This is a genomic window from Escherichia sp. F1 (genome assembly GCF_046764225.1).
GTDB classification, from domain to species: Bacteria; Pseudomonadota; Gammaproteobacteria; order Enterobacterales; family Enterobacteriaceae; genus Escherichia; species Escherichia coli.
The window spans coordinates 3,079,766-3,105,158 of record NZ_CP177202.1; the positions used below are offsets into that span (position 1 = coordinate 3,079,766).

Annotated in this window: 23 protein-coding genes; 11 read left to right on the forward strand and 12 right to left on the reverse strand. The window is 50.6% G+C overall.

Going from position 1 to position 25,393, the window contains the following annotated elements:
- Positions 1 to 4 precede the first annotated feature (4 nt).
- Both rlmI and hspQ read left to right on the forward strand, forming a co-directional pair.
- Positions 5 to 1,195, forward strand: a complete 1,191-nt coding sequence (rlmI, locus tag ACK8NJ_RS15070; RefSeq protein WP_019842299.1) for a 23S rRNA (cytosine(1962)-C(5))-methyltransferase RlmI — start codon at positions 5 to 7, stop codon at positions 1,193 to 1,195.
- 57 nt (positions 1,196 to 1,252) lie between these two features.
- Positions 1,253 to 1,570 (forward strand): heat shock protein HspQ, encoded by a 318-nt coding sequence (gene hspQ / locus ACK8NJ_RS15075; RefSeq protein ID WP_001295356.1) that lies wholly within the window; start codon positions 1,253 to 1,255, stop codon positions 1,568 to 1,570.
- Positions 1,571 to 1,614: 44 nt separating this feature from the next.
- On the opposite strand, the gene ACK8NJ_RS15080 is transcribed toward hspQ, so the two are convergent.
- Positions 1,615 to 2,028 carry a CoA-binding protein gene (locus ACK8NJ_RS15080; RefSeq protein ID WP_000665218.1) on the reverse strand — a complete coding sequence of 138 codons (414 nt, stop codon included), beginning with the start codon at positions 2,026 to 2,028 and terminating at the stop codon, positions 1,615 to 1,617.
- 172 nt (positions 2,029 to 2,200) lie between these two features.
- Here ACK8NJ_RS15080 and ACK8NJ_RS15085 point away from each other — a divergent pair, with 172 nt between their 5' ends.
- Complete coding sequence (locus ACK8NJ_RS15085; protein WP_411961762.1) at positions 2,201 to 2,863, forward strand: DUF2057 family protein; 663 nt, start codon at positions 2,201 to 2,203, stop codon at positions 2,861 to 2,863.
- Positions 2,864 to 2,958: 95 nt separating this feature from the next.
- Positions 2,959 to 3,417, forward strand: a complete 459-nt coding sequence (gene mgsA, locus ACK8NJ_RS15090; protein WP_000424181.1) for a methylglyoxal synthase — start codon at positions 2,959 to 2,961, stop codon at positions 3,415 to 3,417.
- 31 nt (positions 3,418 to 3,448) lie between these two features.
- Here mgsA and helD read toward each other — a convergent pair whose 3' ends face one another.
- Entirely contained in the window at positions 3,449 to 5,503 is a 2,055-nt protein-coding gene (gene helD / locus ACK8NJ_RS15095; RefSeq protein WP_024211660.1) for a DNA helicase IV, read from the reverse strand.
- Positions 5,504 to 5,625: 122 nt separating this feature from the next.
- On the opposite strand from helD, the gene ACK8NJ_RS15100 reads away from it, so the two are divergent.
- Together ACK8NJ_RS15100 and yccS are read left to right on the forward strand one after the other, a co-directional pair.
- Complete coding sequence (locus tag ACK8NJ_RS15100; protein ID WP_001261235.1) at positions 5,626 to 6,072, forward strand: YccF domain-containing protein; 447 nt, start codon at positions 5,626 to 5,628, stop codon at positions 6,070 to 6,072.
- A gap of 9 nt (positions 6,073 to 6,081) precedes the next feature.
- Entirely contained in the window at positions 6,082 to 8,244 is a 2,163-nt protein-coding gene (gene yccS / locus ACK8NJ_RS15105; RefSeq protein ID WP_000875041.1) for a YccS family putative transporter, read from the forward strand.
- Here the strand turns inward: yccS and sxy are convergent.
- A complete protein-coding gene (gene sxy / locus ACK8NJ_RS15110; RefSeq protein ID WP_032204873.1) occupies positions 8,207 to 8,836 on the reverse strand; it encodes a CRP-S regulon transcriptional coactivator Sxy in 630 nt (209 codons plus the stop codon). The genes yccS and sxy overlap by 38 nt on opposite strands.
- A gap of 218 nt (positions 8,837 to 9,054) precedes the next feature.
- On the opposite strand from sxy, the gene sulA reads away from it, so the two are divergent.
- Both sulA and ompA read left to right on the forward strand, forming a co-directional pair.
- Positions 9,055 to 9,564, forward strand: a complete 510-nt coding sequence (gene sulA, locus ACK8NJ_RS15115) for an SOS-induced cell division inhibitor SulA (protein WP_000288710.1) — start codon at positions 9,055 to 9,057, stop codon at positions 9,562 to 9,564.
- A 355-nt stretch (positions 9,565 to 9,919) separates the two neighbouring features.
- Positions 9,920 to 10,960 (forward strand): porin OmpA, encoded by a 1,041-nt coding sequence (gene ompA / locus ACK8NJ_RS15120; RefSeq protein ID WP_001314606.1) that lies wholly within the window; start codon positions 9,920 to 9,922, stop codon positions 10,958 to 10,960.
- 76 nt (positions 10,961 to 11,036) lie between these two features.
- On the opposite strand, the gene matP is transcribed toward ompA, so the two are convergent.
- Positions 11,037 to 11,489 carry a macrodomain Ter protein MatP gene (matP, locus tag ACK8NJ_RS15125; RefSeq protein ID WP_000877161.1) on the reverse strand — a complete coding sequence of 151 codons (453 nt, stop codon included), beginning with the start codon at positions 11,487 to 11,489 and terminating at the stop codon, positions 11,037 to 11,039.
- A 185-nt stretch (positions 11,490 to 11,674) separates the two neighbouring features.
- Between matP and ACK8NJ_RS15130 the strand changes: the two genes are divergently transcribed.
- The gene (locus tag ACK8NJ_RS15130) at positions 11,675 to 13,435 is read left to right on the forward strand and encodes an AAA family ATPase (RefSeq protein ID WP_411961764.1); all 1,761 of its coding nucleotides are present in this window, start codon (positions 11,675 to 11,677) and stop codon (positions 13,433 to 13,435) included.
- A gap of 68 nt (positions 13,436 to 13,503) precedes the next feature.
- Complete coding sequence (fabA, locus tag ACK8NJ_RS15135) at positions 13,504 to 14,022, forward strand: bifunctional 3-hydroxydecanoyl-ACP dehydratase/trans-2-decenoyl-ACP isomerase (RefSeq protein ID WP_000227927.1); 519 nt, start codon at positions 13,504 to 13,506, stop codon at positions 14,020 to 14,022.
- 69 nt (positions 14,023 to 14,091) lie between these two features.
- On the opposite strand, the gene rmf is transcribed toward fabA, so the two are convergent.
- From rmf to rlmKL, 6 genes are all read right to left on the reverse strand, one after another.
- Positions 14,092 to 14,259 carry a ribosome modulation factor gene (gene rmf / locus ACK8NJ_RS15140; protein ID WP_000828648.1) on the reverse strand — a complete coding sequence of 56 codons (168 nt, stop codon included), beginning with the start codon at positions 14,257 to 14,259 and terminating at the stop codon, positions 14,092 to 14,094.
- Between the two features lie 255 nt (positions 14,260 to 14,514).
- Positions 14,515 to 15,078: a membrane integrity-associated transporter subunit PqiC gene (gene pqiC, locus ACK8NJ_RS15145; RefSeq protein ID WP_000759107.1), complete on the reverse strand. Its 564-nt coding sequence runs from the start codon at positions 15,076 to 15,078 to the stop codon at positions 14,515 to 14,517.
- Entirely contained in the window at positions 15,075 to 16,715 is a 1,641-nt protein-coding gene (gene pqiB, locus ACK8NJ_RS15150) for an intermembrane transport protein PqiB (RefSeq protein WP_000445541.1), read from the reverse strand. Before pqiB ends, pqiC begins: the two co-directional genes overlap by 4 nt.
- A 4-nt stretch (positions 16,716 to 16,719) precedes the next feature.
- Positions 16,720 to 17,973: a membrane integrity-associated transporter subunit PqiA gene (pqiA, locus tag ACK8NJ_RS15155; protein WP_000333176.1), complete on the reverse strand. Its 1,254-nt coding sequence runs from the start codon at positions 17,971 to 17,973 to the stop codon at positions 16,720 to 16,722.
- Positions 17,974 to 18,102: 129 nt separating this feature from the next.
- Positions 18,103 to 20,010, reverse strand: coding sequence for an ABC transporter ATP-binding protein (locus tag ACK8NJ_RS15160; protein ID WP_000053080.1), 1,908 nt, complete (start codon positions 20,008 to 20,010; stop codon positions 18,103 to 18,105).
- Positions 20,011 to 20,021: 11 nt separating this feature from the next.
- Positions 20,022 to 22,130 (reverse strand): bifunctional 23S rRNA (guanine(2069)-N(7))-methyltransferase RlmK/23S rRNA (guanine(2445)-N(2))-methyltransferase RlmL, encoded by a 2,109-nt coding sequence (gene rlmKL, locus ACK8NJ_RS15165; protein WP_001086527.1) that lies wholly within the window; start codon positions 22,128 to 22,130, stop codon positions 20,022 to 20,024.
- Between the two features lie 243 nt (positions 22,131 to 22,373).
- Between rlmKL and ycbX the strand changes: the two genes are divergently transcribed.
- Positions 22,374 to 23,483 carry a 6-N-hydroxylaminopurine resistance protein YcbX gene (gene ycbX / locus ACK8NJ_RS15170; RefSeq protein WP_411961766.1) on the forward strand — a complete coding sequence of 370 codons (1,110 nt, stop codon included), beginning with the start codon at positions 22,374 to 22,376 and terminating at the stop codon, positions 23,481 to 23,483.
- Here ycbX and zapC read toward each other — a convergent pair.
- Complete coding sequence (gene zapC, locus ACK8NJ_RS15175; RefSeq protein ID WP_001295353.1) at positions 23,480 to 24,022, reverse strand: cell division protein ZapC; 543 nt, start codon at positions 24,020 to 24,022, stop codon at positions 23,480 to 23,482. The two genes, ycbX and zapC, sit on opposite strands and share 4 nt — an antisense overlap.
- Before the next feature lie 173 nt (positions 24,023 to 24,195).
- Positions 24,196 to 25,206: a quinone-dependent dihydroorotate dehydrogenase gene (gene pyrD, locus ACK8NJ_RS15180; RefSeq protein ID WP_001305914.1), complete on the reverse strand. Its 1,011-nt coding sequence runs from the start codon at positions 25,204 to 25,206 to the stop codon at positions 24,196 to 24,198.
- Positions 25,207 to 25,393 lie beyond the last annotated feature (187 nt).

Genomic DNA, 25,393 nt, shown 5'->3' on the forward strand with positions numbered 1-25,393 from the left:
AATTATGAGTGTACGTTTAGTGTTAGCCAAAGGGCGCGAAAAATCATTACTTCGTCGCCATCCGTGGATCTTTTCCGGGGCCGTTGCCCGCATGGAAGGTAAAGCCAGCCTCGGTGAAACCATCGATATTGTTGATCATCAGGGAAAATGGTTAGCACGCGGCGCTTATTCGCCAGCTTCGCAAATCCGGGCGCGCGTCTGGACGTTTGACCCGAATGAATCTATCGACATTGCTTTTTTTTCCCGCCGTTTGCAACAAGCACAAAAATGGCGTGACTGGCTGGCGCAAAAAGATGGCCTCGACAGTTATCGTTTAATCGCCGGAGAATCTGATGGCCTGCCGGGTATTACTATCGATCGTTTCGGTAATTTTCTGGTGCTGCAACTACTGAGTGCTGGCGCAGAATATCAGCGCGCGGCATTAATTAGCGCCCTGCAAACGCTGTACCCGGAATGTGCGATTTACGATCGCAGCGATGTTGCGGTACGTAAAAAAGAAGGGATGGAGCTGACCCAGGGCCCCGTCACCGGCGAGTTGCCGCCTGCCCTGCTGCCGATTGAAGAACACGGCATGAAGCTGCTGGTGGATATTCAACACGGACACAAAACGGGCTACTACCTGGATCAGCGTGATAGCCGCCTGGCTACCCGCCGCTACGTTGAAAATAAACGCGTACTGAACTGTTTCTCCTATACCGGTGGTTTCGCCGTATCGGCACTGATGGGCGGTTGCAGCCAGGTTGTCAGCGTTGATACCTCCCAGGAAGCCCTGGATATTGCACGGCAGAACGTTGAGCTGAACAAACTGGATCTGAGCAAGGCTGAGTTTGTCCGTGATGATGTCTTTAAATTGCTGCGTACCTATCGCGATCGCGGTGAAAAATTTGACGTTATCGTGATGGACCCGCCGAAGTTTGTTGAGAATAAAAGCCAGTTGATGGGCGCGTGTCGTGGCTATAAAGACATCAACATGCTGGCGATTCAGTTGCTGAATGAAGGCGGAGTTCTCCTGACTTTCTCCTGTTCCGGTCTGATGACCAGCGATTTATTTCAGAAAATCATCGCGGATGCCGCAATTGATGCCGGTCGTGATGTACAATTTATAGAGCAGTTCCGTCAGGCAGCCGATCATCCGGTGATCGCTACCTACCCGGAAGGGCTATATCTGAAAGGGTTTGCCTGTCGCGTCATGTAACTTGAAATGTGGAATTTTACCCTTATATCAAAGGTAAAGATTTCCCGGGAGGTGACTATGATTGCCAGCAAATTCGGTATCGGCCAGCAGGTCCGCCATTCCCTGTTAGGTTATCTCGGAGTGGTCGTGGATATCGACCCGGTTTATTCGCTCTCTGAACCGTCGCCTGATGAGCTGGCGGTGAATGACGAGCTTCGCGCCGCTCCGTGGTATCACGTGGTGATGGAGGACGATAACGGCCTACCGGTTCATACCTACCTGGCTGAAGCCCAGCTAAGTAGCGAATTGCAGGATGAACATCCTGAACAGCCATCCATGGATGAGCTGGCGCAGACCATCCGCAAACAACTCCAGGCCCCGCGTCTGCGTAACTAATCCCTGAACAAATCCCCGGAAGGTTTTTGCCTTCCGGGGATTTTTTATTTGGCCAGGCCCAGGCGAGGGATCTCAATAGCCGGGCAGCGATCCATCACCACATTTAATCCGGCATCCCGTGCCAGTACTGCCGCTTGCTCATTAATCACCCCCAGTTGCATCCAGAGAGTTTTCGCGCCAATGGCGATCGCTTCCTGCGCCACGCCCCACGCCGCTTCTGAATTACGGAAAACATCGACCATATCGACTTTTTCAGGAACTTCTGCCAGCGTGCCATACCCCTGCTGGCCCAGCAGCGTTTTGCCGGCAACTTTTGGTGAAACCGGAATGACGTGATACCCCTGGTCGAGTAGATATTTCATCACGCGATAGCTGGGACGATCGGGTTTGTCGCTTGCCCCCACCAGCGCAATGGTGTGAGTGGACGTTAAAATGCCTGCAATATCGGTTTCTTTCATTATTTCCTCCAGACTGTTTAACAAAGTGTACGACAAAGCCGACATGCCAACCATGCAGCTAATACGAATGAATGAGAGCAAAAGCGGGAAATATGTCTATATGTTAGTAAGTATGATTAAAGAAAAATTTTGACACATTATTATTCGGGCGGTCTTTTGACAGGAGCTACCTATGAAAACCGGCATCGTGACCACCTTGATTGCATTATGTTTGCCGGTATCCGTTTTTGCCACCACGCTGCGGCTTTCAACCGATGTCGATCTTCTGGTACTCGACGGCAAGAAGGTTTCCAGCTCTCTGCTGCGCGGTGCGGACAGCATTGAACTGGATAACGGACCGCATCAGTTATTGTTTCGCGTTGAGAAGACGATTCATCTTTCCAATAGTGAAGAACGGCTGTATATCTCCCCACCGCTGGTGGTCAGTTTTAATACCCAGCTCATCAACCAGGTCAATTTTCGCCTGCCTCGCCTGGAGAATGAGCGGGAAGCTAACCATTTTGATGCCGCGCCGCGCCTTGAATTGTTGGATGGCGATGCGATGCCGATTCCGGTAAAGCTGGATATTCTCGCCATTACCTCAACGGCAAAAACGATTGATTATGAGGTCGAGGTTGAACGCTATAACAAATCCGCGAAACGCGCTTCACTACCGCAATTTGCCACGATGATGGCAGATGACAGTACGCTGCTTTCGGGTGTTTCCGAGCTGGATGCTATTCCACCGCAGTCTCAGGTGCTCACAGAACAACGGCTGAAGTATTGGTTTAAACTGGCTGACCCACAAACGCGAAATACTTTCCTGCAATGGGCGGAAAAACAACCATCTTCCTGAGATTTTTGTGCCTGTGCGCAGGCTTTTTCGGTCTTTCTCTTGCAGCGATAAGTGCTTACAGTAATCTGTAGGAAAGTTAACTACGGATGTACATTATGGAACTGACGACACGTACTTTACCTGCGCGGAAACATATTGCGTTGGTGGCACACGATCACTGCAAACAAATGCTGATGAGCTGGGTGGAACGGCATCAACCGTTACTGGAACAACACGTACTGTATGCAACAGGCACTACCGGTAACTTGATTTCCCGTGCAACCGGCATGAACGTCAACGCGATGTTGAGTGGCCCAATGGGGGGTGACCAGCAGGTTGGCGCATTGATCTCAGAAGGGAAAATTGATGTATTGATTTTCTTCTGGGACCCACTAAATGCCGTTCCGCACGATCCTGACGTGAAAGCCTTGCTGCGTCTGGCGACGGTATGGAACATTCCGGTTGCCACCAACGTGGCAACGGCAGACTTCATTATCCAGTCGCCGCATTTCAACGACGCGGTCGATATTCTGATCCCCGATTATCAGCGTTATCTCGCGGACCGTCTGAAGTAATATTGCACAGGTGGCAAACGCCACCTGTTTCTTACGGTTTTCTCGCCACCGGCACATCCAGATTTTTCAGTATTTCCACAAAGGGAGAGGGATTCTCTTTGTTAAACAGTGCCCATACCCGATGGCGTGCCCGGGTCAGCGCCACGTACATTAACCGCCGTTCTTCAGCGTCCGGGAAATCCTCAACCGGTGGCAGTAGCGCCTCTTCCATAATCGACTCCCGCGCCGCAGCCGGAAAACCATCACTTCCCTCCTGCAAGCCAACGATGATGACGTAATCCGCCTGTTGCCCTTTGCTGGCATGAATGGTCATAAAGTCGATTTGCAACTTCGGCCAGCGTGTTGCCGCTTTTTCCAGGCTGGCAGGCCTCATGTGATGGTAACGCGCCAGGATCAGAATGCGCTCTTCCGGTTTGGCATAACCAGAGAGCTTATCCAGCAAAGCGTCAAGTTGACTCTCATCCAATAACGTGACGGCTTTTTTGTCTCCATTGGTTAAGCTGTTTAGCGGCTTTTTCAGCTGGCCTGGGTTCTGCTGAATAAACCGGTTTGCCACCTCACCGATACGACTGTTAAAACGGTAAGTCGTGTCTAAATCGCAGCGATCACCTTCACCAAAGTTTTCATGGAAAGCGGTGGTGAGCGACATTTGCGCACCGCTGAAGCGATAAATCGCCTGCCAGTCATCACCAACGGCGAACAACGTCGTCTGACTGTTTTGCTTGCGTAATGCCGCTAACAACGCTGCGCGCTGCGGCGAGATATCCTGAAATTCATCAACCAGAATATGCTTCCACGGGCTGATAAAGCGACCTTTCTCCAGAATCACAATCGCCTGGTGAATAAGGCCCGAAAAATCGACAGCGTTTTCTGCCTTCAGCGCACCTTTCCAGGCTTTTAATAACGGGGCCATCAACTTGATACGTTTACTGAACAGATCGCGAATCTCTTCGGGTACACTGGCAATCATTTCTGCCTGTGCACCACCGTGCATCCGCATCAGACTTACCCAGCGATCGAGGCGAGAGGCAAGACGACGCTGTAATTTTTCATCATCCCAGAAATTACCTTCTGGCACTGACCACTGCATTTCTTCCGTCAGCCATTGCCGCCAGCCCTTCGCCTGCGCTTTCTTTTCGCTGCATTGCTTGCACCACTCAGCAATAAAAAGTTCATGACGGGCAGCGGTATCATTTTCCAGTTTGCTGACTATCGGAACTTTTTTGCTACCCTGCTGAATAATATGCAGCGCCAGCGCATGAAATGTGCGTGCGGTAATGTCTTCGGTATGTAGTCGTTCTCGAATACGCTCGTCCATCTCTTCAGCGGCTTTGCGACCAAACGCCAGCAATAAAATTTGCTCAGGGGACGCTTCACCACGCGCCAGCAACCAGCCTGCACGGGCCACCAGCACCGACGTTTTTCCGCTTCCTGCACCAGCCAGCACTAACAAAGAATGCTCGCCATTAACGACTGCCCGGGCCTGCGCCGGATTCAGCGGTGAAGACTCGACCTGGCGGAAAAAATCCGCATACTCGGTAAGCATGGCTTCGGTATACGCCTGATTATGCTGCAACCGAGCGCTTTCAATATCTTTCAACCAGGCCTGACATTTACGCCACGCCTCACGGCAGTTATCGAATTCTTCCAGTCGGTTAACCGGCAACGGCAACGCCGACAAAGCCTGGCGGATTTGTTGCTGCACGCCAGAGGTTTGCTCACGCGTCAGCCATTTATTTTCTCCGGTGCGCGTGGCAATTAAATCCAGTTGCTGCTGTAAAACACCAGATGCAATTTCGCTCATCTCGCCACTCCACCGCCGCCAGTGAGCATCAAGATGATGGTAAAAACGCTGCGTCTCGCCCCATTCGGTACCGTGCAGACGCACCACTTTTTCGCCCGGCAGTACAAATTCCAGCTCGCCCCATACCAGACCGCGCTTACAGTGAATCGCCAGTAATTGATTGAAAGGAATAAGGTATTCGTGGCGATCGCCGGAGACTTTAATCCCGGCATTGAGGATCACCGCCCGATCGTAAGGGTGCTGTGCCAGACGTTTTCCAAGCGTTGTCGCTTTCAGTTCCATGACTCTGTAGATCCACACGAAATGATTTCTTATCAGTGTAACCGTCAGAGAAAACGTGCTCCAGCCCAAAAAAACGTTACAATTGCCGCCCATTACTGAAAACCACAGTAAAGCGAGGTTTTATGCGTACCGTTTTGAACATTCTGAACTTTGTGCTTGGCGGATTTGCCACCACTCTGGGCTGGCTGTTGGCGACTCTGGTCAGTATTGTGCTGATTTTTACCTTACCGCTGACACGATCCTGCTGGGAGATCACTAAACTGTCTCTGGTGCCTTATGGCAATGAAGCTATTCATGTCGATGAACTGAACCCGGCTGGCAAAAATGTGCTGCTAAATACTGGCGGTACGGTATTGAATATTTTCTGGCTGATTTTCTTTGGCTGGTGGTTATGCCTGATGCACATTGCAACGGGCATCGCACAATGTATTTCAATCATTGGCATTCCTGTCGGCATTGCGAACTTTAAAATTGCCGCTATTGCACTATGGCCGGTTGGTCGTCGCGTGGTATCGGTAGAAACAGCGCAAGCTGCGCGTGAAGCCAATGCACGTCGTCGTTTTGAATAATCCACTAATATGGCCTTTATGCTAAGTCCTTTGCTCAAACGCTATACCTGGAACAGCGCCTGGCTGTATTACGCGCGTATTTTTATTGCGCTTTGTGGAACCACAGCGTTTCCGTGGTGGCTGGGTGATGTAAAACTGACGATTCCGCTGACGCTGGGGATGGTGGCAGCGGCGCTGACCGATCTCGATGACCGGCTGGCGGGACGTTTGCGTAACCTCATCATTACGCTGTTCTGCTTTTTTATCGCCTCGGCCTCAGTAGAACTGCTGTTTCCCTGGCCCTGGCTATTTGCGATTGGCTTAACGCTCTCAACCAGCGGCTTCATTTTGCTCGGCGGTCTGGGTCAACGCTATGCAACAATTGCCTTCGGTGCATTGCTGATCGCCATTTACACTATGTTGGGGACGTCACTGTATGAGCACTGGTATCAGCAGCCGATGTATCTGCTGGCCGGTGCCGTCTGGTACAACGTCCTGACACTTATTGGTCATCTACTGTTCCCGGTCCGCCCGCTGCAGGACAACCTGGCCCGTTGCTATGAACAACTGGCGCGTTACCTTGAGCTCAAGTCGCGCATGTTTGATCCTGATATTGAAGATGAAAGCCAGGCACCGCTATACGATTTGGCTCTCGCCAACGGTCAGCTGATGGCGACATTGAATCAGACGAAACTCTCGCTGCTGACCCGCTTACGTGGCGATCGTGGTCAACGGGGAACGCGTCGCACGCTGCATTATTACTTCGTCGCGCAGGATATTCACGAGCGTGCCAGCTCTTCTCATATTCAGTATCAAACATTGCGTGAACATTTTCGCCACAGCGACGTGCTGTTCCGTTTTCAGCGGCTGATGTCGATGCAGGGCCAGGCGTGCCAGCAACTGTCACGCTGTATTTTGTTGCGTCAGCCTTATCAACATGATCCGCATTTCGAGCGCGCTTTTACGCATATTGATGCTGCGCTGGAGCGGATGCGCGATAACGGCGCGCCTGCCGATTTACTCAAAACACTGGGATTTTTGCTGAACAATTTACGCGCTATTGATGCCCAACTGGCAACAATTGAATCAGAACAGGCCCAGGCACTGCCCCATAATAATGACGAAAATGAGCTCGCTGATGACAGCCCGCACGGATTGAGTGATATCTGGCTGCGTCTTAGCCGTCACTTCACGCCGGAATCCGCCCTCTTCCGTCATGCGGTAAGAATGTCGCTGGTGTTGTGCTTCGGCTACGCCATCATTCAGATAACCGGAATGCATCACGGGTATTGGATCTTGCTGACAAGTTTGTTTGTCTGCCAGCCAAACTATAACGCCACGCGCCACCGCCTGAAGTTAAGGATTATTGGTACGCTGGTAGGTATCGCCATTGGCATTCCTGTGCTGTGGTTTGTACCGTCACTGGAAGGGCAACTGGTGCTACTGGTTATTACCGGCGTGCTCTTTTTTGCCTTCCGTAACGTGCAATACGCCCATGCAACGATGTTCATCACACTTTTGGTGCTACTTTGTTTTAACTTGCTGGGTGAAGGTTTTGAAGTGGCGTTACCTCGCGTAATCGATACGCTGATTGGTTGTGCCATTGCGTGGGCGGCGGTGAGCTACATCTGGCCTGACTGGAAGTTTCGCAATCTGCCGCGAATGCTCGAACGCGCCACAGAGGCCAACTGTCGCTATCTCGATGCCATACTGGAGCAATACCATCAGGGGCGTGATAACCGTCTGGCGTATCGTATTGCCCGCCGCGATGCACACAACCGTGATGCTGAACTGGCGTCGGTGGTATCAAATATGTCCAGCGAGCCGAACGTTACCCCGCAAATTCGCGAGGCCGCGTTTCGGTTGCTGTGCCTTAACCATACGTTTACCAGCTATATCTCAGCCCTCGGTGCTCACCGGGAGCAGTTAACTAATCCTGAAATTCTGGCGTTTCTTGATGACGCAGTTTGCTATGTTGATGACGCGCTACATCATCAACCTGCTGATGAAGAACGCGTCAATCAGGCATTAGCTGGACTGAAACAGCGAATGCAGCAACTTGAACCGCGGGCAGACAGCAAAGAACCTCTGGTCGTACAACAAGTCGGGTTATTGATTGCATTACTGCCAGAGATTGGTCGTCTGCAACGCCAGATTACTCAAGTTCCGCAGGAAACTCCTGTTTCGGCGTAAGAGAGTCAGCCCATTCTGCAAGCTCCTGGCGGCGTGCCACCGGGAGCGCAGCTTCATGAATGCCGATAATGGCCCCTTCAAGCATAAACAGAATCTTTTCTGTCACCAGACTGTTTTGCTGCCGCAGTCGCAACCAACACATTTTTGCCCCAAGTATACGTAACGCCCGTACATCCTTAATCCCCACCTCCCCGAGAATCGCTTCCAGATGAAAAGAAATATTGGGCAAATCTTTCAGTCTTTCCCGGGTATTGCGCGTGCTTTTCTCTTTCAGCGCTGCATCGAGAGAATATTTCGACAGACGCACCAGCTTCAGTTGATTTCGCCATAGACTTTCATCAACCCGATAGTAATTGAGGGTAACGGATCGGCCACACTTTTTATATGTCAGCCAGACAGGCGGATGTTTTACACAGTACTGTGCACTTTGCTCACAAGCCCGAAGATACAACTCACCATCAGAAACCATCGCAAACACCGTGTCGTCAACGGTCAGGCTGTAACTACCAAACAATGATCGGTATTCAATTGTGCCCAACGTTGCCAGGTATTCTTGTGATTTATAGATCCGCTTATAGGAGAGGCTTTTCATAAAATTCCTTTTAAAATCATAACATAAAAGAATGATTCACATTAACGGATCCGTTAACTACGAAAATAGGCAACTTATTCTTAAGGGGCAAGATTAATTTATGTTTTCCCGTCACCAACGACAAAATTTGCGAGGCTCTTTCCGAAAATAGGGTTGATCTTTGTTGTCACTGGATGTACTGTACATCCATACAGTAACTCACAGGGGCTGGATTGATTATGTACACTTCAGGCTATGCACATCGTTCTTCGTCGTTCTCATCCGCAGCAAGTAAAATTGCGCGTGTCTCTACGGAAAACACTACAGCCGGGCTTATCAGTGAAGTTGTCTATCGCGAAGATCAGCCCATGATGACGCAACTTCTACTGTTGCCATTGTTACAGCAACTCGGTCAGCAATCGCGCTGGCAACTCTGGTTAACACCGCAACAAAAACTGAGTCGGGAATGGGTTCAGGCATCTGGGCTACCCTTAACGAAAGTGATGCAGATTAGCCAGCTCTCCCCTTGCCACACTGTGGAGTCAATGGTTCGCGCTTTACGCACGGGCAATTACAGTGTGGTGATCGGTTGGTTGGCAGATGATTTGACTGAAGAAGAGCATGCTGAACTTGTTGATGCGGCAAATGAAGGTAACGCTATGGGGTTTATTATGCGTCCGGTAAGCGCATCCTCTCACGCAACGAGACAACTTTCCGGGCTAAAAATTCACTCTAATTTGTATCATTAAGTAAATTTAGGATTAATCCTGGAACTTTTTTTGTCGCCCAGCCAATGCTTTCAGTCGTGACTAATTTTCCTTGCGGAGGCTTGTCTGAAGCGGTTTCCGCGATTTTCTTCTGTAAATTGTCGCTGACAAAAAAGATTAAACGTACCTTATACAAGACTTTTTTTTCATATGCCTGACGGAGTTCACACTTGTAAGTTTTCAACTACGTTGTAGACTTTACATCGCCAGGGGTGCTCGGCATAAGCCGAAGATATCGGTAGAGTTAATATTGAGCAGATCCCCGGTGAAGGATTTAACCGTGTTATCTCGTTGGAGATATTCATGGCGTATTTTGGATGATAACGAGGCGCAAAAAATGAAAAAGACAGCTATCGCGATTGCAGTGGCACTGGCTGGTTTCGCTACCGTAGCGCAGGCCGCTCCGAAAGATAACACCTGGTACACTGGTGCTAAACTGGGCTGGTCCCAGTACCATGACACTGGTTTCATCAACAACAATGGTCCGACCCATGAAAACCAACTGGGCGCTGGTGCTTTTGGTGGTTACCAGGTTAACCCGTATGTTGGCTTTGAAATGGGTTATGACTGGTTAGGTCGTATGCCATACAAAGGCAGCGTTGAAAACGGTGCATATAAAGCTCAGGGCGTTCAGCTGACCGCTAAACTGGGTTACCCAATCACTGACGATCTGGACGTATACACTCGTCTGGGTGGTATGGTATGGCGTGCAGACACTAAATCCAACTTTGATGGTAAAAACCACGACACCGGCGTTTCTCCGGTCTTCGCTGGCGGTGTTGAGTATGCGATCACTCCTGAAATCGCTACCCGTCTGGAATACCAGTGGACCAACAACATCGGTGACGCACACACCATCGGCACTCGTCCGGACAACGGCATGCTGAGCCTGGGTGTTTCCTACCGTTTCGGTCAGGGCGAAGCAGCTCCAGTAGTTGCTCCGGCTCCAGCTCCGGCACCGGAAGTACAGACCAAGCACTTCACTCTGAAGTCTGACGTTCTGTTCACCTTCAACAAAGCAACCCTGAAACCGGAAGGTCAGGCTGCTCTGGATCAGCTGTACAGCCAGCTGAGCAACCTGGATCCGAAAGACGGTTCCGTAGTTGTTCTGGGTTACACCGACCGCATCGGTTCTGACGCTTACAACCAGGGTCTGTCCGAGCGCCGTGCTCAGTCTGTTGTTGATTACCTGATCTCTAAAGGTATCCCGGCAGACAAAATCTCCGCACGTGGCATGGGCGAATCCAACCCGGTTACTGGCAACACCTGTGACAACGTGAAACAGCGTGCTGCACTGATCGACTGCCTGGCTCCGGATCGTCGCGTAGAGATCGAAGTTAAAGGTATCAAAGACGTTGTAACTCAGCCGCAGGCTTAAGTTCTCGTCTGGTAGAAAAACCCCGCTGCTGCGGGGTTTTTTTTCGCCTTGCGTAAATTGAACTGACTTTCGTCAGTTATTCCTTACCCAGCAATGCCTGCAGATCCTGCTTCAAAGAAGACATTTTATTCGCGTATTTCTCTTTGTTTTCCGCATCTTCAATCAGCTGAACAATCGTTTCAGAAAGCGTTTTACCGCGACGCTGCGCAAGACCAGCCAGACGTTGCCAGACAATAAATTCCAGATCGATCGATTTTTTGCGCGTATGCTGGTGTTCCGCATTAAAATGGCGCTTCCGTCTGGCCCGAATGGTTTGCTTCATGCGATTGACCAGTTCCGGATTCATATGCTTGTCAATCCAGCCATTTACCAGCACGGGTTCATTTTCCAGCGAGAGCAACACATCGACGGCTTCCTGGGCGGCACTGGCTTCTATGTAACGGGTGATTAACTCCCCTTCGCGATGCTTCTTCACCAGATACTTCCATTTCCAACCGCTTTCAAGATTTTCAAGTTGTTGATATTTCATAGCGATCTCAATGTTACCGTGTAACTCTTTACAGAATATCAGCTTTTTAGGCCAGTGAAGAAAAGAATCTCCATCCTGTGAGCTTTAACGCCCATGCCAGGAGTATTGTCGGTGCTTTCTACGTGTGCTGTAGTGCCGGTTACGGTATAATCGCGGCTTTGACAACAGACTAAAAAACATCAACTTTGACCATTACGAAACTTGCATGGCGTGACCTGGTTCCTGATACCGATAGCTATCAGGAAATATTTGCTCAGCCACATTTGATTGACGAAAACGATCTTTTATTCAGTGATACTCAACCGCGACTGCAATTTGCGCTGGAGCAGTTGCTGCATACGCGAGCATCCTCCTCTTTTATGCTGGCGAAGGCCCCGGAAGAGTCTGAGTATCTGAATCTTATTGCCGATGCCGCGCGTGCGCTACAAAGTGATGCAGGCCAACTGGTGGGCGGTCACTATGAGGTTTCCGGCCACACCATCCGCTTACGTAACGCAGTGAGTGCAGATGATAATTTTGCGACTTTAACGCAAGTTGTCGCTGCCGACTGGGTAGAAGCAGAGCAACTCTTTGGCTGCCTGCGCCAGTTTAATGGCGACATTACCCTGCAGCCTGGTCTGGTGCATCAGGCAAATGGCGGTATTCTCATCATCTCTTTGCGTACACTGCTGGCGCAACCTCTGCTGTGGATGCGGCTGAAAAATATCGTTAACCGCGAGCGTTTTGACTGGGTTGCGTTTGATGAGTCGCGCCCTCTCCCCGTCTCTGTGCCTTCGATGCCATTGAAGCTGAAAGTCATTCTGGTAGGCGAACGCGAATCATTGGCTGATTTCCAGGAGATGGAACCAGAGCTTTCAGAGCAGGCTATTTATAGCGAATTTGAAGATACTCTGCAGATTGTCGATGCGGAGTCAGTAAGCCAGTGGTGTCGCTGGGTAACATTGACCGCCAGACATAATCACTTACCTGCACCGGGAGCGGATGCCTGGCCGGTACTTATCCGCGAAGCAGCCCGCTACACCGGTGAACAAGAAACACTTCCGCTTAGCCCGCAGTGGATCCTCCGCCAGTGTAAAGAGGTCGCCTCCCTGTGCGATGGCGACACCTTCTCCGGCGAGCAGCTAAACTTAATGCTACAGCAGCGTGAATGGCGCGAAGGTTTCCTCGCTGAACGCATGCAGGATGAGATTCTTCAGGAGCAAATCCTGATTGAAACCGAAGGCGAACGCATCGGGCAAATTAACGCCCTTTCGGTCATTGAATTTCCGGGTCATCCACGCGCTTTTGGCGAACCTTCTCGCATTAGCTGCGTTGTGCATATTGGCGATGGTGAATTCACCGACATCGAACGCAAAGCGGAGCTTGGCGGCAATATCCATGCGAAAGGGATGATGATCATGCAGGCGTTCCTGATGTCGGAACTACAGCTTGAGCAACAGATCCCCTTCTCAGCATCGCTGACATTTGAGCAGTCATACAGTGAAGTGGATGGCGATAGCGCCTCGATGGCTGAACTCTGCGCCCTGATAAGCGCCCTCGCCGATGTGCCGGTGAATCAGAGTATCGCTATCACAGGTTCAGTCGATCAGTTCGGTCGTGCCCAGCCGGTCGGTGGTTTAAATGAGAAAATCGAAGGCTTCTTTGCTATTTGCCAGCAACGTGAGTTAACCGGGAAACAAGGTGTCATTATCCCCACTGCTAACATTCGCCATTTAAGTCTTCACAGTGAACTGGTGAAAGCGGTAGAAGAAGGCAAATTCACCATCTGGGCAGTAGACGATGTGACTGACGCACTGCCGTTATTATTAAATCTGGTGTGGGATGGCGAAGGCCAAACGACGCTGATGCAAACCATCCAGGAACGTATCGCGCAAGCATCGCAACAGGAAGGACGTCACCGTTTTCCATGGCCATTACGTTGGCTGAACTGGTTTATTCCGAACTGATCGGACTTGTTCAGCGTACACGTGTTAGCTATCCTGCGTGCTTCAATAAAATAAGGCTTACAGAGAACATGGTAGATAAACGCGAATCCTATACAAAAGAAGACCTTCTTGCCTCTGGTCGCGGTGAACTGTTTGGCGCTAAAGGCCCGCAATTGCCAGCACCGAACATGCTGATGATGGACCGTGTGGTCAAAATGACCGAAACGGGTGGTAACTTCGACAAAGGGTATGTTGAAGCAGAACTGGATATCAATCCGGATCTGTGGTTCTTCGGATGCCACTTCATTGGCGATCCGGTTATGCCAGGATGCCTGGGCCTGGACGCAATGTGGCAGCTGGTAGGGTTCTACCTCGGCTGGCTGGGCGGCGAAGGTAAAGGCCGCGCGCTGGGCGTTGGCGAAGTGAAATTCACTGGTCAGGTACTGCCGACAGCGAAAAAAGTGACCTACCGTATTCACTTTAAACGCATTGTTAATCGTCGTCTGATTATGGGTCTGGCAGATGGCGAAGTGCTGGTTGATGGTCGTCTGATCTATACCGCCAGCGACCTGAAAGTCGGTCTGTTCCAGGATACGTCTGCCTTCTGATTATAATCAGACAGAGTATCAAAAGGCGAAACCTCCGCAATGCGGAGGTTTCTTTTTAAAGAGACAGAATCAGGCCATTACTACCCTGTCCGCCATGGCTTCTCGCCAGCCTCCCAGCCATTGTGACCTTTGATTCAGCGTCTGATAGGGACACATTTCTTTTGAGCGTCCGGCTATGCCGGCCTGATAACCACGTTGATGTGCCCGTTCCAGGCGATCTCGTTTTTGTCTCTTCATGCCTCGTTTCCCTCATACTGGTTTCTGGTGGAAAAGAAAACAGTGATTACTAAATGTGCAATCACAGTTAAGCAATACCGCGAATCATAACTGCCGTCAATGCGCAAAATTCACGCCACTGTCATATTTGTGAGCTACACGGGCATGTCAGTTGTACAAAAAATGTGAAGAGGAACAACTTTTTCCGCAAGTTAGAAACAAAAAAACCGCCTCAGGCAACATACCGGAGACGGTTATATTTACAAATCTTTATGATTACGGTAGACGCTTTATCTCTTGCGCAATAGAAGCGGCTTCCTGACTCCAGACACCGGCCAGCACTTTAACCATCTCATCGTAACCATCCTGAGTTTGCACTCCTTCCAGACGGAACGGACGTTTGATCAGTTGTCCCTGGTGGTTCAACAGCCACTCACCACTGACAATGACCTTGCCATCATAGCGACCGTTAAACTCCGTTACGGTAACATTGAGCGTGTCCTGGGCGCTTCCCAGAGGCTGGGAGGCAACCACCCAGCCGGGCAGTTGCGTGCTCAGGTTGGCTACCAGGGTGTTGCGCAACTGTTGATCCAACGGGCTGGCCCACAAGTTGTTGTTGGCAATCACATACTTCACATCACTGGTTTGATAAACCACACCATTTCCGGCCAGATAGTCAGGAACAGCGACCTGCTCTACCCATAACAGGCGATTACCCTGGCTGGCGGTACTTTGTGTACCGCTCTGCACCACAGGTAACTGGTAATAGTTTTTATTAATTTCGCCGGAGCTGCATCCGGCCAGCCACAGTGCCGCAATCGTCACTAGCCACTTTTTCATTGTTTCGCCCTCTTCGGCTCTGGATCTTTTTTGTCCTTCGCTTCAAATACCAGCGCGTTACTCTTCTCGTTGAGCGTTTTCAGCACCGGTTGCAGTTCTCGCAACACCTGATCAAGTCGCTGCATATCCGCCACCATCTTGTTGTAGGCTGCGGAGCCAGGCTGGAAGCCCTGCATACTGCGATTCAATTCACGCAACGTTGACTGCATATCCGTCGGCAACTGCTGCATCGACTGGCTGGCGAGGATCTTGTTCATGCTATCCAGCGTCGTTTGCAGGTTTTTCATTGTGCGCTGACTTTCAGAAAGCGTACTGGTTGCCTGTTCAATCATCGGATTCAATGGCAGTTTGTTGATCTTATCCAACGCTTCCATCAGTCGTTGCTGGATTTGCGCCAGACCGCCGCTAACGGTCGGGATAATCTGATAACCATTAAATTCACGAATACCGGTTATTGCAGGCGTATTTGGATAGAAATCGAGATCAACATACAGTGCGCCAGTGACCAGGTTTCCGGTTTTCAGCGATCCGCGTAAACCACGTTTCAACAATTCGCCAAGGTGCTCAACAACATCCGCATTTTCGCCAAGCTGCATTTTCAGCCGCTCTGGCTCGATACGAATCAGTACCGGAATACGGTAATCATCGTTAAATGTCTGACGCATATTCGGCGCAAAGAATGGCACTTTGCTTACGGTACCCAGGCGAATACCCCGGAATTCTACCGGAGCTCCCGGTTGCAGACCGCGTACCGAATCTTTAAAGAACATCAGATAATCAATGTGATCGGTGTACAACGAATCCTGAATGCTCTTCTGATCATCATACAAAACGAAAGCTGTTTTCGGTGCCACTGGCTGCCCTAAATCCAGACCTTCCGGCACATCAAAGCTGACACCGCCACTAAGCAGCGTTGTCAATGAGCCCATCTCCACACGCATTCCCGCTGACGTCAAATCAACCGCAATGCCACTATCTTTCCAGAAGCGAACATTGCTGGTCACCAGACGGTCATAAGGTGCATTGATGAACAGTTGATAGCTGATATTGCGTTTTTGCGTATCGAAGGTGCTGGTTTCAACCGAACCTACCCGATAGCCACGGAACAGCACGGGATCTCCTGGCGAGAGCTGCCCGGCTTTTTTGCTATCGAGAATCACACGGATACCTTTCGCATCAGGCGGGGCCAACGGTGGCGAGTCCAGCAAATCGTATTTATCCATTTTGCTGCCTTTCGCGCCTGGCTGCAGTTCGATATAAACCCCAGACAGCAGCGTTCCCAGGCCGCTAATCCCTTCTCGACCAATCTGCGGTTTCACCACCCAAAAGACGGTATCTTTATGCAGCAATTTTTCCATACCGGAATTCAGCCGCGCTTTGATTTCAACGTGCGTCAAATCATCAGCCAGTGTGGCGCTTTCAACCACGCCGACGTCAACGCTACGGCTTTTAATTGTGGTTTTACCACCTTCTATTCCTTCCGCATTCGCGGTGATCAGGGTCACTTCCGGCCCCTGATGGCTGTAATGATAAAAAAGAACCCAGGCCCCAATGAGCGCCGTGACGATAGGAAATATCCACACGGGAGACCAGTTCTTCACTTTCTGGATTTTGGCTTCCCCATTATTAGATTCCATACTGTCAGGACTCCTCATGCTCTGATTCAGGTTGACGATCCCACGACAAACGCGGGTCAAACGTCATAGCAGAAAACATTGTCATTATGACGACTAAAGCAAACATTAATGCACCCATTGCCGGATAAATACTCATTAAACCTCCCATACGCACCAGCGCCGAGAGCACCGCGATAACGAAAACGTCAATCATCGACCAGCGGCCTACAAACTCAACAACTTCATAAATCAAATGCATTCTTTCACTATCGCGCTTGCCATGCCCTTTGGCATCCCAACACAACCACGCTATGGCGATCATTTTTAACGTTGGCACCATAATACTGGCCAGAAAGATAACCGCAGCGACGGGATAAGATCCTTCGCTCCATAACAGGATGACCCCAGCGAGAATCGTCGATGGCATCTTCGAGCCTAATAAATCCGTCACCATGATGGGCAAAATATTAGCCGGAAGGTACAGCATGATGGACGTTACAAGCAGCGCGAGTGTCCATTGCAGGCTGTTTCTACGTCGAACGTACCCTTTGGTACTACAACGCGGGCACACGGGTTCGTCAGCAGGAAGGATTGCCGTACAACAGGAGCACGAACGCAGCCCCTGACGTATCCCCGTGACGCCAGGTTTTAGCGGCTGGCGCAGTTCTGGCATCGGGGCGATATCGTCCCATAACCAGCGACGATCAACGCACTGAAAGGCGCGCAGTTGCAGGACACAAAATAAACACCAGGGGAGAAAGCTGCTGCCTACGCCAATGCTGCCGTAAGCCATCAGTTTAACGAAACTGACCAGCACACCCGCGAGGAAAATCTCCGCCATTCCCCAGGTTTTGAGTTGAAAAAGCACCCGTGCCAGTTGCTCTTTTAAACGGACCGGTAATTCCGCGCGATTCACCAGTAACAGAATGGTTATCAGACAAAACGCGGGAACCAGTTGCACAAACAACAGGAAAAAGGTGCCGAGGCTGGCGTAGTCCTCAGAAAAAAGCACGCCGGGAATTTCCAGTAATGTAATTTCACTGGTAACTCCTGCAACGTTCATATTCACAAAAGGAAACAAGTTGGACAGCAACAGCATGAACAGTGCAGCCAACGCATAAGCGGTGGGACGCTGCCGAGGGGCATCCCACGCCACGGTTAACGTTGTGCCACACCGGGGACATGCCGCTTTCTGACCATGCTCAAGGCGCGGTAACGCCACCAGCATGTCACACTGCGAGCACAGGATGTGCTTCGCGGCATGATGATGTTCGCACATTGGTACTCCTTAATGATGCGCTATTTTACAGATGACGAACAAAGTGTTGGTTTTCATGCCTGATAAACCCAGTTCATCAGGCAATTTTACCGTTGTCAGCTGTCTCTGTTTAAATCGACTATTTTGCGATCAGCCACCATTTTTTAACGCTTCAAGATACTCCCAGCGTTCAAAGGCTTGCTCCAGCTCCTGCTCTGCAGCAGCCATATCGGCGAGCACTTTTTGTGTCTGCTCATGGGGCTGACTGAAGAAGGAAGCATCCGCCACCTGCGTCTGTAGGGCTTCCAGCTTCGCCTCCAGATCTTCGAGCAATTGCGGTAGCTGCTCCAGTTCGCGCTGCAATTTATAGCTTAGTTTGCTACTGCTGCGTTTTACAGTTTCTGCTTTTGGCGCGGCGGCTTCTTCGATTTTTTTCACCGCAGGCTGTTTGAGCGCCACATACTGTTCTTGCTGACCACGGGCATCATGATAACCGCCGACATAACGACCAATTTTACCGCCGCCTTCGAAGATCCAGCATTCTGTAACGGTGTTATCGACAAACTGACGATCGTGGCTCACCAGCAATACCGTGCCCTGGTAGCTGTCGATCAGTTCTTCCAGCAGTTCCAGCGTTTCAACATCAAGATCGTTGGTCGGTTCGTCAAGAATCAATAAGTTGCTTGGTTTGAGGAACAAACGCGCCAACAACAAGCGGTTACGCTCACCGCCAGAAAGCGCACGTACCGGCGTCATCGCCCGTTTCGGATGGAACAGGAAGTCCTGCAAATAGCCCAAAACATGGCGTGGCTTGCCGTTAACCATCACCTCTTGCTTACCTTCAGCAAGGTTATCCATCACCGTTTTATCGGGATCCAGTTCCGCACGGTGCTGATCGAAATAAGCCACTTCCAGTTTGGTGCCAACGTGAATACGCCCGCTGTCCGCCTGAAGCTGACCGAGCATCAGTTTCAGCAGCGTGGTTTTGCCGCACCCATTAGGACCAATCAGGGCAATTTTGTCGCCACGTAGAACCTGGGCAGAAAAATCTTTCACCAGTTGCTTACCGTCGACCTGGTAGCAAACGTCTTCCATTTCGAAAACGATCTTACCGGAGCGGCTGGCCTCTTCCACCTGCATCTTTGCGGTACCCATCACTTCGCGACGTTCGCCACGCTCGCGACGCATTGCTTTCAGGGCGCGTACGCGGCCTTCATTACGGGTACGGCGTGCTTTGATCCCCTGGCGGATCCACACCTCTTCCTGCGCCAGTTTGCGATCGAACTCGGCATTTTGTAGTTCTTCCACGCGCAGGGCTTCTTCTTTTTCCAGCAGGTACTGGTCGTAATTCCCAGGATAGGTCACCAGCTTGCCGCGATCGAGATCAACAATGCGCGTCGCCATATTGCGGATAAACGAACGGTCGTGGGAGATGAAAATAATCGTCCCATTGAAGGTTTTGAGAAACCCTTCCAGCCAGTCGATGGTTTCGATATCCAGGTGGTTAGTCGGTTCGTCGAGCAGCAATACGCGCGGATTGCTCACCAGCGCGCGTCCTAATGCCGCTTTACGCAACCAGCCGCCGGAAAGCGACGACAGCGCAACGTTAGGGTCTAACCCCAGTTGCGCCAGCACTTCGTTAATGCGGTTTTCCAGCTGCCACAGGTTGTGGTGATCCAACTGTTCCTGAACCTTCGCCAGTTCGTTGAGATTTTTCTCGCTCGGGTCGTTCATCACCAGGCGCGAAATATCGTGATAGCGTTTCAGGTATTCCGCTTGTTCTTCAATGCCTTCGGCAACGAAATCATAAACGCTACCCTCAACGTTACGCGGCGGATCCTGTTGCAGACGAGCTACAATCAAATCTTGCTCGTAAATAATGCGACCGTCATCCAGCCCTTGTTCACGGTTGAGGATTTTCATTAACGTCGATTTGCCTGCGCCGTTACGGCCTACCAGACAAACACGTTCGTTATCTTCGATATGCAGTTCTGCGTTATCGAGAAGCGGCGCGTCGCTGAACGACAGCCATGCGCCATGCATACTGATTAATGACATTACTATTCCTTTCAGGCTGCGGTAATCAGCCAGCAGTTGTGGATCTGGCGGTTACGGGCGAAATCCTGGGAGAGCGTTTTTTGCGTAATTTCTTGTGCTTTCAGTCCCAGTTTTGCCAGGCCGTCGAGATCCATACGGAAGCCACGTTTGTTGTTCGAGAACATGATCGTCCCACCTGCACGCAGCAGACGTTTCAAATCTTTCATCAGCGCCAGATGATCGCGCTGAACATCAAACGCATCTTCCATTCGTTTTGAGTTAGAGAAGGTTGGCGGATCGATAAAGATCAGATCGAACTGTTCATTTGCCTCACGCAGCCACGCCAGGCAATCGGCTTGAATCAGGCGATGCGCACGCCCGGTTAGGCCATTCAGACGCAGGTTGCGTTCTGCCCACTCCAGATAAGTACGTGACATATCCACGGTGGTGGTGCTGCGTGCACCGCCTAATCCCGCATGCACGGTGGCGCTGCCGGTATAAGAGAACAGGTTGAGGAAATCTTTGCCTTTGCTCATCTGACCGAGCATACGACGGGCGATACGGTGATCGAGGAACAGACCGGTATCGAGGTAATCCGTCAGGTTCACCCACAAGTGAGCGTTATATTCGGTGACTTCGAGAAACTCGCCCTTCTCGCCCAGTTTCTGGTACTGATTTTTGCCCTTCTGGCGTTCGCGGGTTTTCAGTACCAGTTTGTTTGGCGCAATCCCCAGTACCGAAATGGTTGCAGCGATAATATCGAACAGACGCTGACGCGCTTTGTGCGCATCAATAGTTTTTGGCGGCGCATACTCCTGCACCACCACCCAGTCGGCATAACGATCAACGGCAACGTTATATTCCGGCAGATCGGCGTCGTACAGGCGGTAGCATTCAATCCCTTCCTGGCGAGCCCACTTCTCGAATTTTTTGAGATTCTTACGCAGGCGGTTAGCGTAGTCTTCCGCTACCATCGCCGGTTTGCTGTCTGGAGTGCTTTCGGCAACGTGGTAATTTTTCTGTACGCAGTCCAGCGGGCCGTTTTTCGCCTTGTACTGTTTGTCTGCACGCAGCTGCAGGCAACTTAGCAGATCCGGCGAGGCACTAAACAAAGAGAGATTCCAGCCACCGAACTGGTTTTTCATGATTCGGCCCAGCAGACTATGCAGCGCAATCAGCGCCGGTTCGCTGTCCAGACGTTCACCGTATGGCGGGTTGCTCAACACTGTACCGTACGGCCCTTTCGGCAGCGGATTGGTCAGTTGCGCGACATCTTTCACCTCAAAGGTGATCAGTTCACCAATCCCCGCAAGACGGGCGTTAGTGCGTGCACGTTGAATCACCCGTGCGTCGCTGTCCGAACCGTAAAAATGAGAGCTATACTCAGCCAGGCCTTTACGGGCGCGAGTTTGCGCTTCCGCTTTCACTTCCTGCCAGATAGCTTCATCATGCTGCGCCCAGCCGCTAAAGCCCCAACGCCCACGGTGCAAGCCTGGTGCGCGATCGGTCGCCAGCATCGCCGCTTCAATCAGCAACGTACCGGAACCACACATCGGATCGAGCAGCGGTGTTCCTGGCTGCCAGCCGGATCGCATAACAATCGCGGCTGCCAGGGTTTCTTTGATCGGCGCAATACCAGCACGATCGCGATAGCCACGCAGATGTAAACCATCACCACTGAGATCAAGGGCAATACTGGCGGTTTCTTTATGCAGCCAGACGTTAACGCGGATATCCGGCGCATCGCGATCAACATTTGGACGCGGCAGATTTTTCCGCGTGAAAGCATCGACGATCGCGTCTTTCACTTTCATCGCACCGTACTGACTGTTGCGGATGGTGTCATTCAAACCACTGAAGTGGACAGCGAAGGTCGCGCCAGGATTAAACATCTCTGTCCAGTTGATCGCCTGAACACCGAGATAGAGGTCTAAATCGCTGTAAACCTTACACTCGCCCAGCGGCAACATAATACGCGAGGCCAGGCGGCTCCACATCAGGCTCTGGTAAACAAGCCGTGTGTCGCCCTTGAAATGGACCCCACCCTGAACCACCTGGCATTCAACGGCCCCCAGGTTTTCCAGTTCAGTTTTTAACAGCTCTTCCAGCCCACGGGCCGTACTGGCAAACAGAGAATTCATATCGTCACTTTTACTCTAAGAGCCTACCGCAGTAGGCGTAATTGTTGCAGTCAGTCTGGACATGGACAGCGCGGAGAAACCGGAGCGTACACAAGTACGGGAGGATTTCGAGCACTTCCCTGGGCCAAACTGACAAATAAAATAGCCTAATGGGACAGGCGCTAAGAAAATTGTTGCGCATTATAGCTAATAAGCGCGTCATGTCATAAAGTTGAGGGCTTATTTTCATTTGAGGACCGCACCGTGGCGACATTAACCCGGCTTTTTATTCATCCTGTTAAATCGATGCGCGGCATTGGTCTTACACATGCTCTGGCAGATGTCAGTGGTCTGGCCTTCGATCGCATCTTTATGATCACGGAACCTGACGGTACGTTTATTACCGCTCGCCAGTTTCCGCAAATGGTACGGTTTACTCCTTCACCTGTGCATGATGGCTTGCATCTCACCGCACCAGATGGCAGTAGCGCATATGTTCGTTTTGCTGATTTCGCCACACAAGACGCACCAACCGAAGTTTGGGGCACACATTTTACCGCGCGAATTGCACCAGACGCGATCAACAAATGGCTAAGTGGATTTTTCTCCCGCGAAGTGCAGTTGCGCTGGGTGGGGCCACAAATGACGCGGCGCGTGAAACGCCACAACACTGTACCCCTGTCATTTGCTGATGGCTATCCTTACCTTCTTGCTAACGAAGCCTCGTTACGTGATCTCCAACAACGTTGTCCGGCCAGTGTAAAAATGGAGCAATTCCGCCCCAATCTGGTGGTTTCCGGCGCGTCAGCCTGGGAAGAAGATAGCTGGAAAGTGATTCGCATTGGTGATGTGGTGTTTGATATGGTTAAACCTTGTAGCCGCTGTATTTTCACCACCGTCAGTCCAGAAAAAGGGCAAAAACATCCGGCAGGCGAACCATTAAAAACATTGCAATCTTTCCGCACTGCCCAGGATAACGGCGATGTCGATTTTGGTCAGAATTTAATTGCCCGTAATAGCGGCGTAATTCGCGTTGGCGATGAGGTGGAAATTCTGGCAACGGCTCCGGCTAAAATTTACGGCGCAGCCGCCGCTGATGATACCGTCAACATCACGCAACAACCGGACGCAAATGTAGATATTGACTGGCAGGGACAGGCATTTCGTGGAAATAACCAGCAGGTGTTGCTGGAGCAATTAGAAAATCAGGGAATTCGTATCCCTTATTCTTGCCGTGCGGGCATTTGTGGAAGTTGCCGTGTTCAGCTTTTAGAAGGCGAAGTCACGCCGCTGAAAAAATCAGCAATGGGCGATGATGGCACCATTCTTTGCTGTAGCTGTGTACCGAAGACTGCGCTTAAGCTGACGCGTTAGACTGCCTGTTCGAGGCTGAAGCTGTCAACATTAACCTGCGGTTTCAGCCTGTCGTTCATGATTTTGATGGCGTCGCCCAGCTGCATCGCGCGACCCGCAATAACAACGCAGGGTTGTGCCAGCAGGCATAGTGCGGCATTTTCGCCAGATTCAACGACCAGCAAATTGACTTGCTCGTGAGTATCGCTCAACCAAACGCAGGCCGCATCGCCCGGCATGGGCACCCACATTTCTCCATGGGAAACAAAATGCCAGCTTTTCGGCATTTGCGGTTTGAGATAACGAATTGCTACCAGTGCATTCAGCACCAGTTCGGCTTTTTGTTCTTTAGATAAATTAAAATCGCGGCACTTTTCTTCAAACGAGAAATAGAGCGCAGCATCGTCAACGCAAAAGCCTGCGGGAGAAAAGGCATCTGGAGTCAACATTTTGCGCGCAAAACGTGAGCGAAATAGCATACCATTGGCTAAATCGAGCATCATTCGATCGTGCTCTTCATCGTAATACCAACGCCAGTTATCGTCTGGTTTAATTCGCATTTGCCTCTCCCCTACCCTATAAAACCGCAGCAACACAATCCATTGTCGCTTCGCTTAATAACCTCAACAATAAAAGTACAAAATGTCTAAATAAGCAACAGTGATGAATATAAAACAACCAGGGCTTAAAATAAAGCCCTGATTATCTTATAAAGAGGAATTCGAAGAAATAATTAGATATGGGTAACGATTTCTTTAATCAGCGGCGGACCTTTAAAAATAAAACCAGAATAAATTTGCACCAGTGAGGCCCCCGCAGCAATCTTTTCACGCGCAGCGATAACCGAGTCAATGCCGCCAACACCGATGATCGGTAAGCGACCGTTTAATTCCTGTGACAAGCGGCGAATAATTTCTGTGCTTTTTAACTGAAGCGGACGACCACTTAAGCCACCGGTTTGATCACAATTTTTCATTCCCTGAACCAGAGAACGATCGAGCGTGGTATTGGTTGCAATAACGCCATCAATATTATGGCGAACTAAACTATCGGCAACCTGGATCAATTCTTCTTCAGAAAGATCCGGCGCGATCTTCACTGCGATCGGCACATATTTATGGTGCATCGCTTGCAAATCATTTTGCTTATTTTTAATCGCGGTTAAGAGATCATCCAGCGCTTCGCCATATTGCAGTGTGCGTAGTCCTGGGGTATTCGGCGATGAAATATTGATGGCGATATATCCCGCATAAGCATAGATTTTTTCCATACAAATCAGATAGTCATCTTTACCCTGCTCCACCGGCGTATCTTTATTTTTGCCGATGTTAATACCCAGGACGCCATCATAATGGGCTTTTTTTACGTTCTCTACGAGGTTATCAACGCCAAGATTATTAAAGCCCATACGGTTGATCAAACCTTCGGCATCTACCAGACGAAAGAGACGCGGCTTGTCATTACCTGGCTGTGGACGTGGCGTGACGGTACCGATCTCGATCGATCCAAATCCCATCGCGCCTAACGCGTCAATGCACTCCCCGTCTTTATCAAGACCGGCTGCCAGACCAAGCGGATTTTTAAACGTCAGGCCCATGCAGTTAACAGGTTTCGCAGGCACTTTCTGCCGCACCAGTGCTTCAAACGGCGTTCCTGTAATACGGCGTAATTGCTGAAAAGTAAACTCATGAGCGCGCTCTGGATCGAGCTGGAAAAGGGCTTTACGAACGAAGGGGTAGTACATGAACTCTCCTGGATTCCCGGTGTGCAAACCGGGGGCGTATTATGTGCGAGTTCGGACCAAAAGGGAATTGACCTGTGGCAATAAATAGCAAACGTTTTCTTATTGCGCTTTTTTTATGCTTTTTTTGGCTTTTCTTCCTCAGATAAATCATTTCGACTCGCGGGCCACCTCTGTCAGACTGACCGAA

What these genes read in the sequence shown, in the direction of transcription:
- rmf (WP_000828648.1), bottom strand. Translation starts at nt 14,259, where the DNA reads ATGAAGAGACAAAAACGAGATCGCCTGGAACGGGCACATCAACGTGGT.
- pyrD (WP_001305914.1), bottom strand. Translation starts at nt 25,206, where the DNA reads ATGTACTACCCCTTCGTTCGTAAAGCCCTTTTCCAGCTCGATCCAGAG.
- ACK8NJ_RS15080 (WP_000665218.1), bottom strand. Translation starts at nt 2,028, where the DNA reads ATGAAAGAAACCGATATTGCAGGCATTTTAACGTCCACTCACACCATT.
- zapC (WP_001295353.1), bottom strand. Translation starts at nt 24,022, where the DNA reads ATGCGAATTAAACCAGACGATAACTGGCGTTGGTATTACGATGAAGAG.
- rlmI (WP_019842299.1), top strand. Translation starts at nt 5, where the DNA reads ATGAGTGTACGTTTAGTGTTAGCCAAAGGGCGCGAAAAATCATTACTT.
- sulA (WP_000288710.1), top strand. Translation starts at nt 9,055, where the DNA reads ATGTACACTTCAGGCTATGCACATCGTTCTTCGTCGTTCTCATCCGCA.
- sxy (WP_032204873.1), bottom strand. Translation starts at nt 8,836, where the DNA reads ATGAAAAGCCTCTCCTATAAGCGGATCTATAAATCACAAGAATACCTG.
- rlmKL (WP_001086527.1), bottom strand. Translation starts at nt 22,130, where the DNA reads ATGAATTCTCTGTTTGCCAGTACGGCCCGTGGGCTGGAAGAGCTGTTA.
- matP (WP_000877161.1), bottom strand. Translation starts at nt 11,489, where the DNA reads ATGAAATATCAACAACTTGAAAATCTTGAAAGCGGTTGGAAATGGAAG.
- ompA (WP_001314606.1), top strand. Translation starts at nt 9,920, where the DNA reads ATGAAAAAGACAGCTATCGCGATTGCAGTGGCACTGGCTGGTTTCGCT.
- ACK8NJ_RS15100 (WP_001261235.1), top strand. Translation starts at nt 5,626, where the DNA reads ATGCGTACCGTTTTGAACATTCTGAACTTTGTGCTTGGCGGATTTGCC.
- yccS (WP_000875041.1), top strand. Translation starts at nt 6,082, where the DNA reads ATGGCCTTTATGCTAAGTCCTTTGCTCAAACGCTATACCTGGAACAGC.
- mgsA (WP_000424181.1), top strand. Translation starts at nt 2,959, where the DNA reads ATGGAACTGACGACACGTACTTTACCTGCGCGGAAACATATTGCGTTG.
- pqiB (WP_000445541.1), bottom strand. Translation starts at nt 16,715, where the DNA reads ATGGAATCTAATAATGGGGAAGCCAAAATCCAGAAAGTGAAGAACTGG.
- fabA (WP_000227927.1), top strand. Translation starts at nt 13,504, where the DNA reads ATGGTAGATAAACGCGAATCCTATACAAAAGAAGACCTTCTTGCCTCT.
- helD (WP_024211660.1), bottom strand. Translation starts at nt 5,503, where the DNA reads ATGGAACTGAAAGCGACAACGCTTGGAAAACGTCTGGCACAGCACCCT.
- hspQ (WP_001295356.1), top strand. Translation starts at nt 1,253, where the DNA reads ATGATTGCCAGCAAATTCGGTATCGGCCAGCAGGTCCGCCATTCCCTG.
- pqiA (WP_000333176.1), bottom strand. Translation starts at nt 17,973, where the DNA reads ATGTGCGAACATCATCATGCCGCGAAGCACATCCTGTGCTCGCAGTGT.
- ACK8NJ_RS15160 (WP_000053080.1), bottom strand. Translation starts at nt 20,010, where the DNA reads ATGTCATTAATCAGTATGCATGGCGCATGGCTGTCGTTCAGCGACGCG.
- ACK8NJ_RS15085 (WP_411961762.1), top strand. Translation starts at nt 2,201, where the DNA reads ATGAAAACCGGCATCGTGACCACCTTGATTGCATTATGTTTGCCGGTA.
- pqiC (WP_000759107.1), bottom strand. Translation starts at nt 15,078, where the DNA reads ATGAAAAAGTGGCTAGTGACGATTGCGGCACTGTGGCTGGCCGGATGC.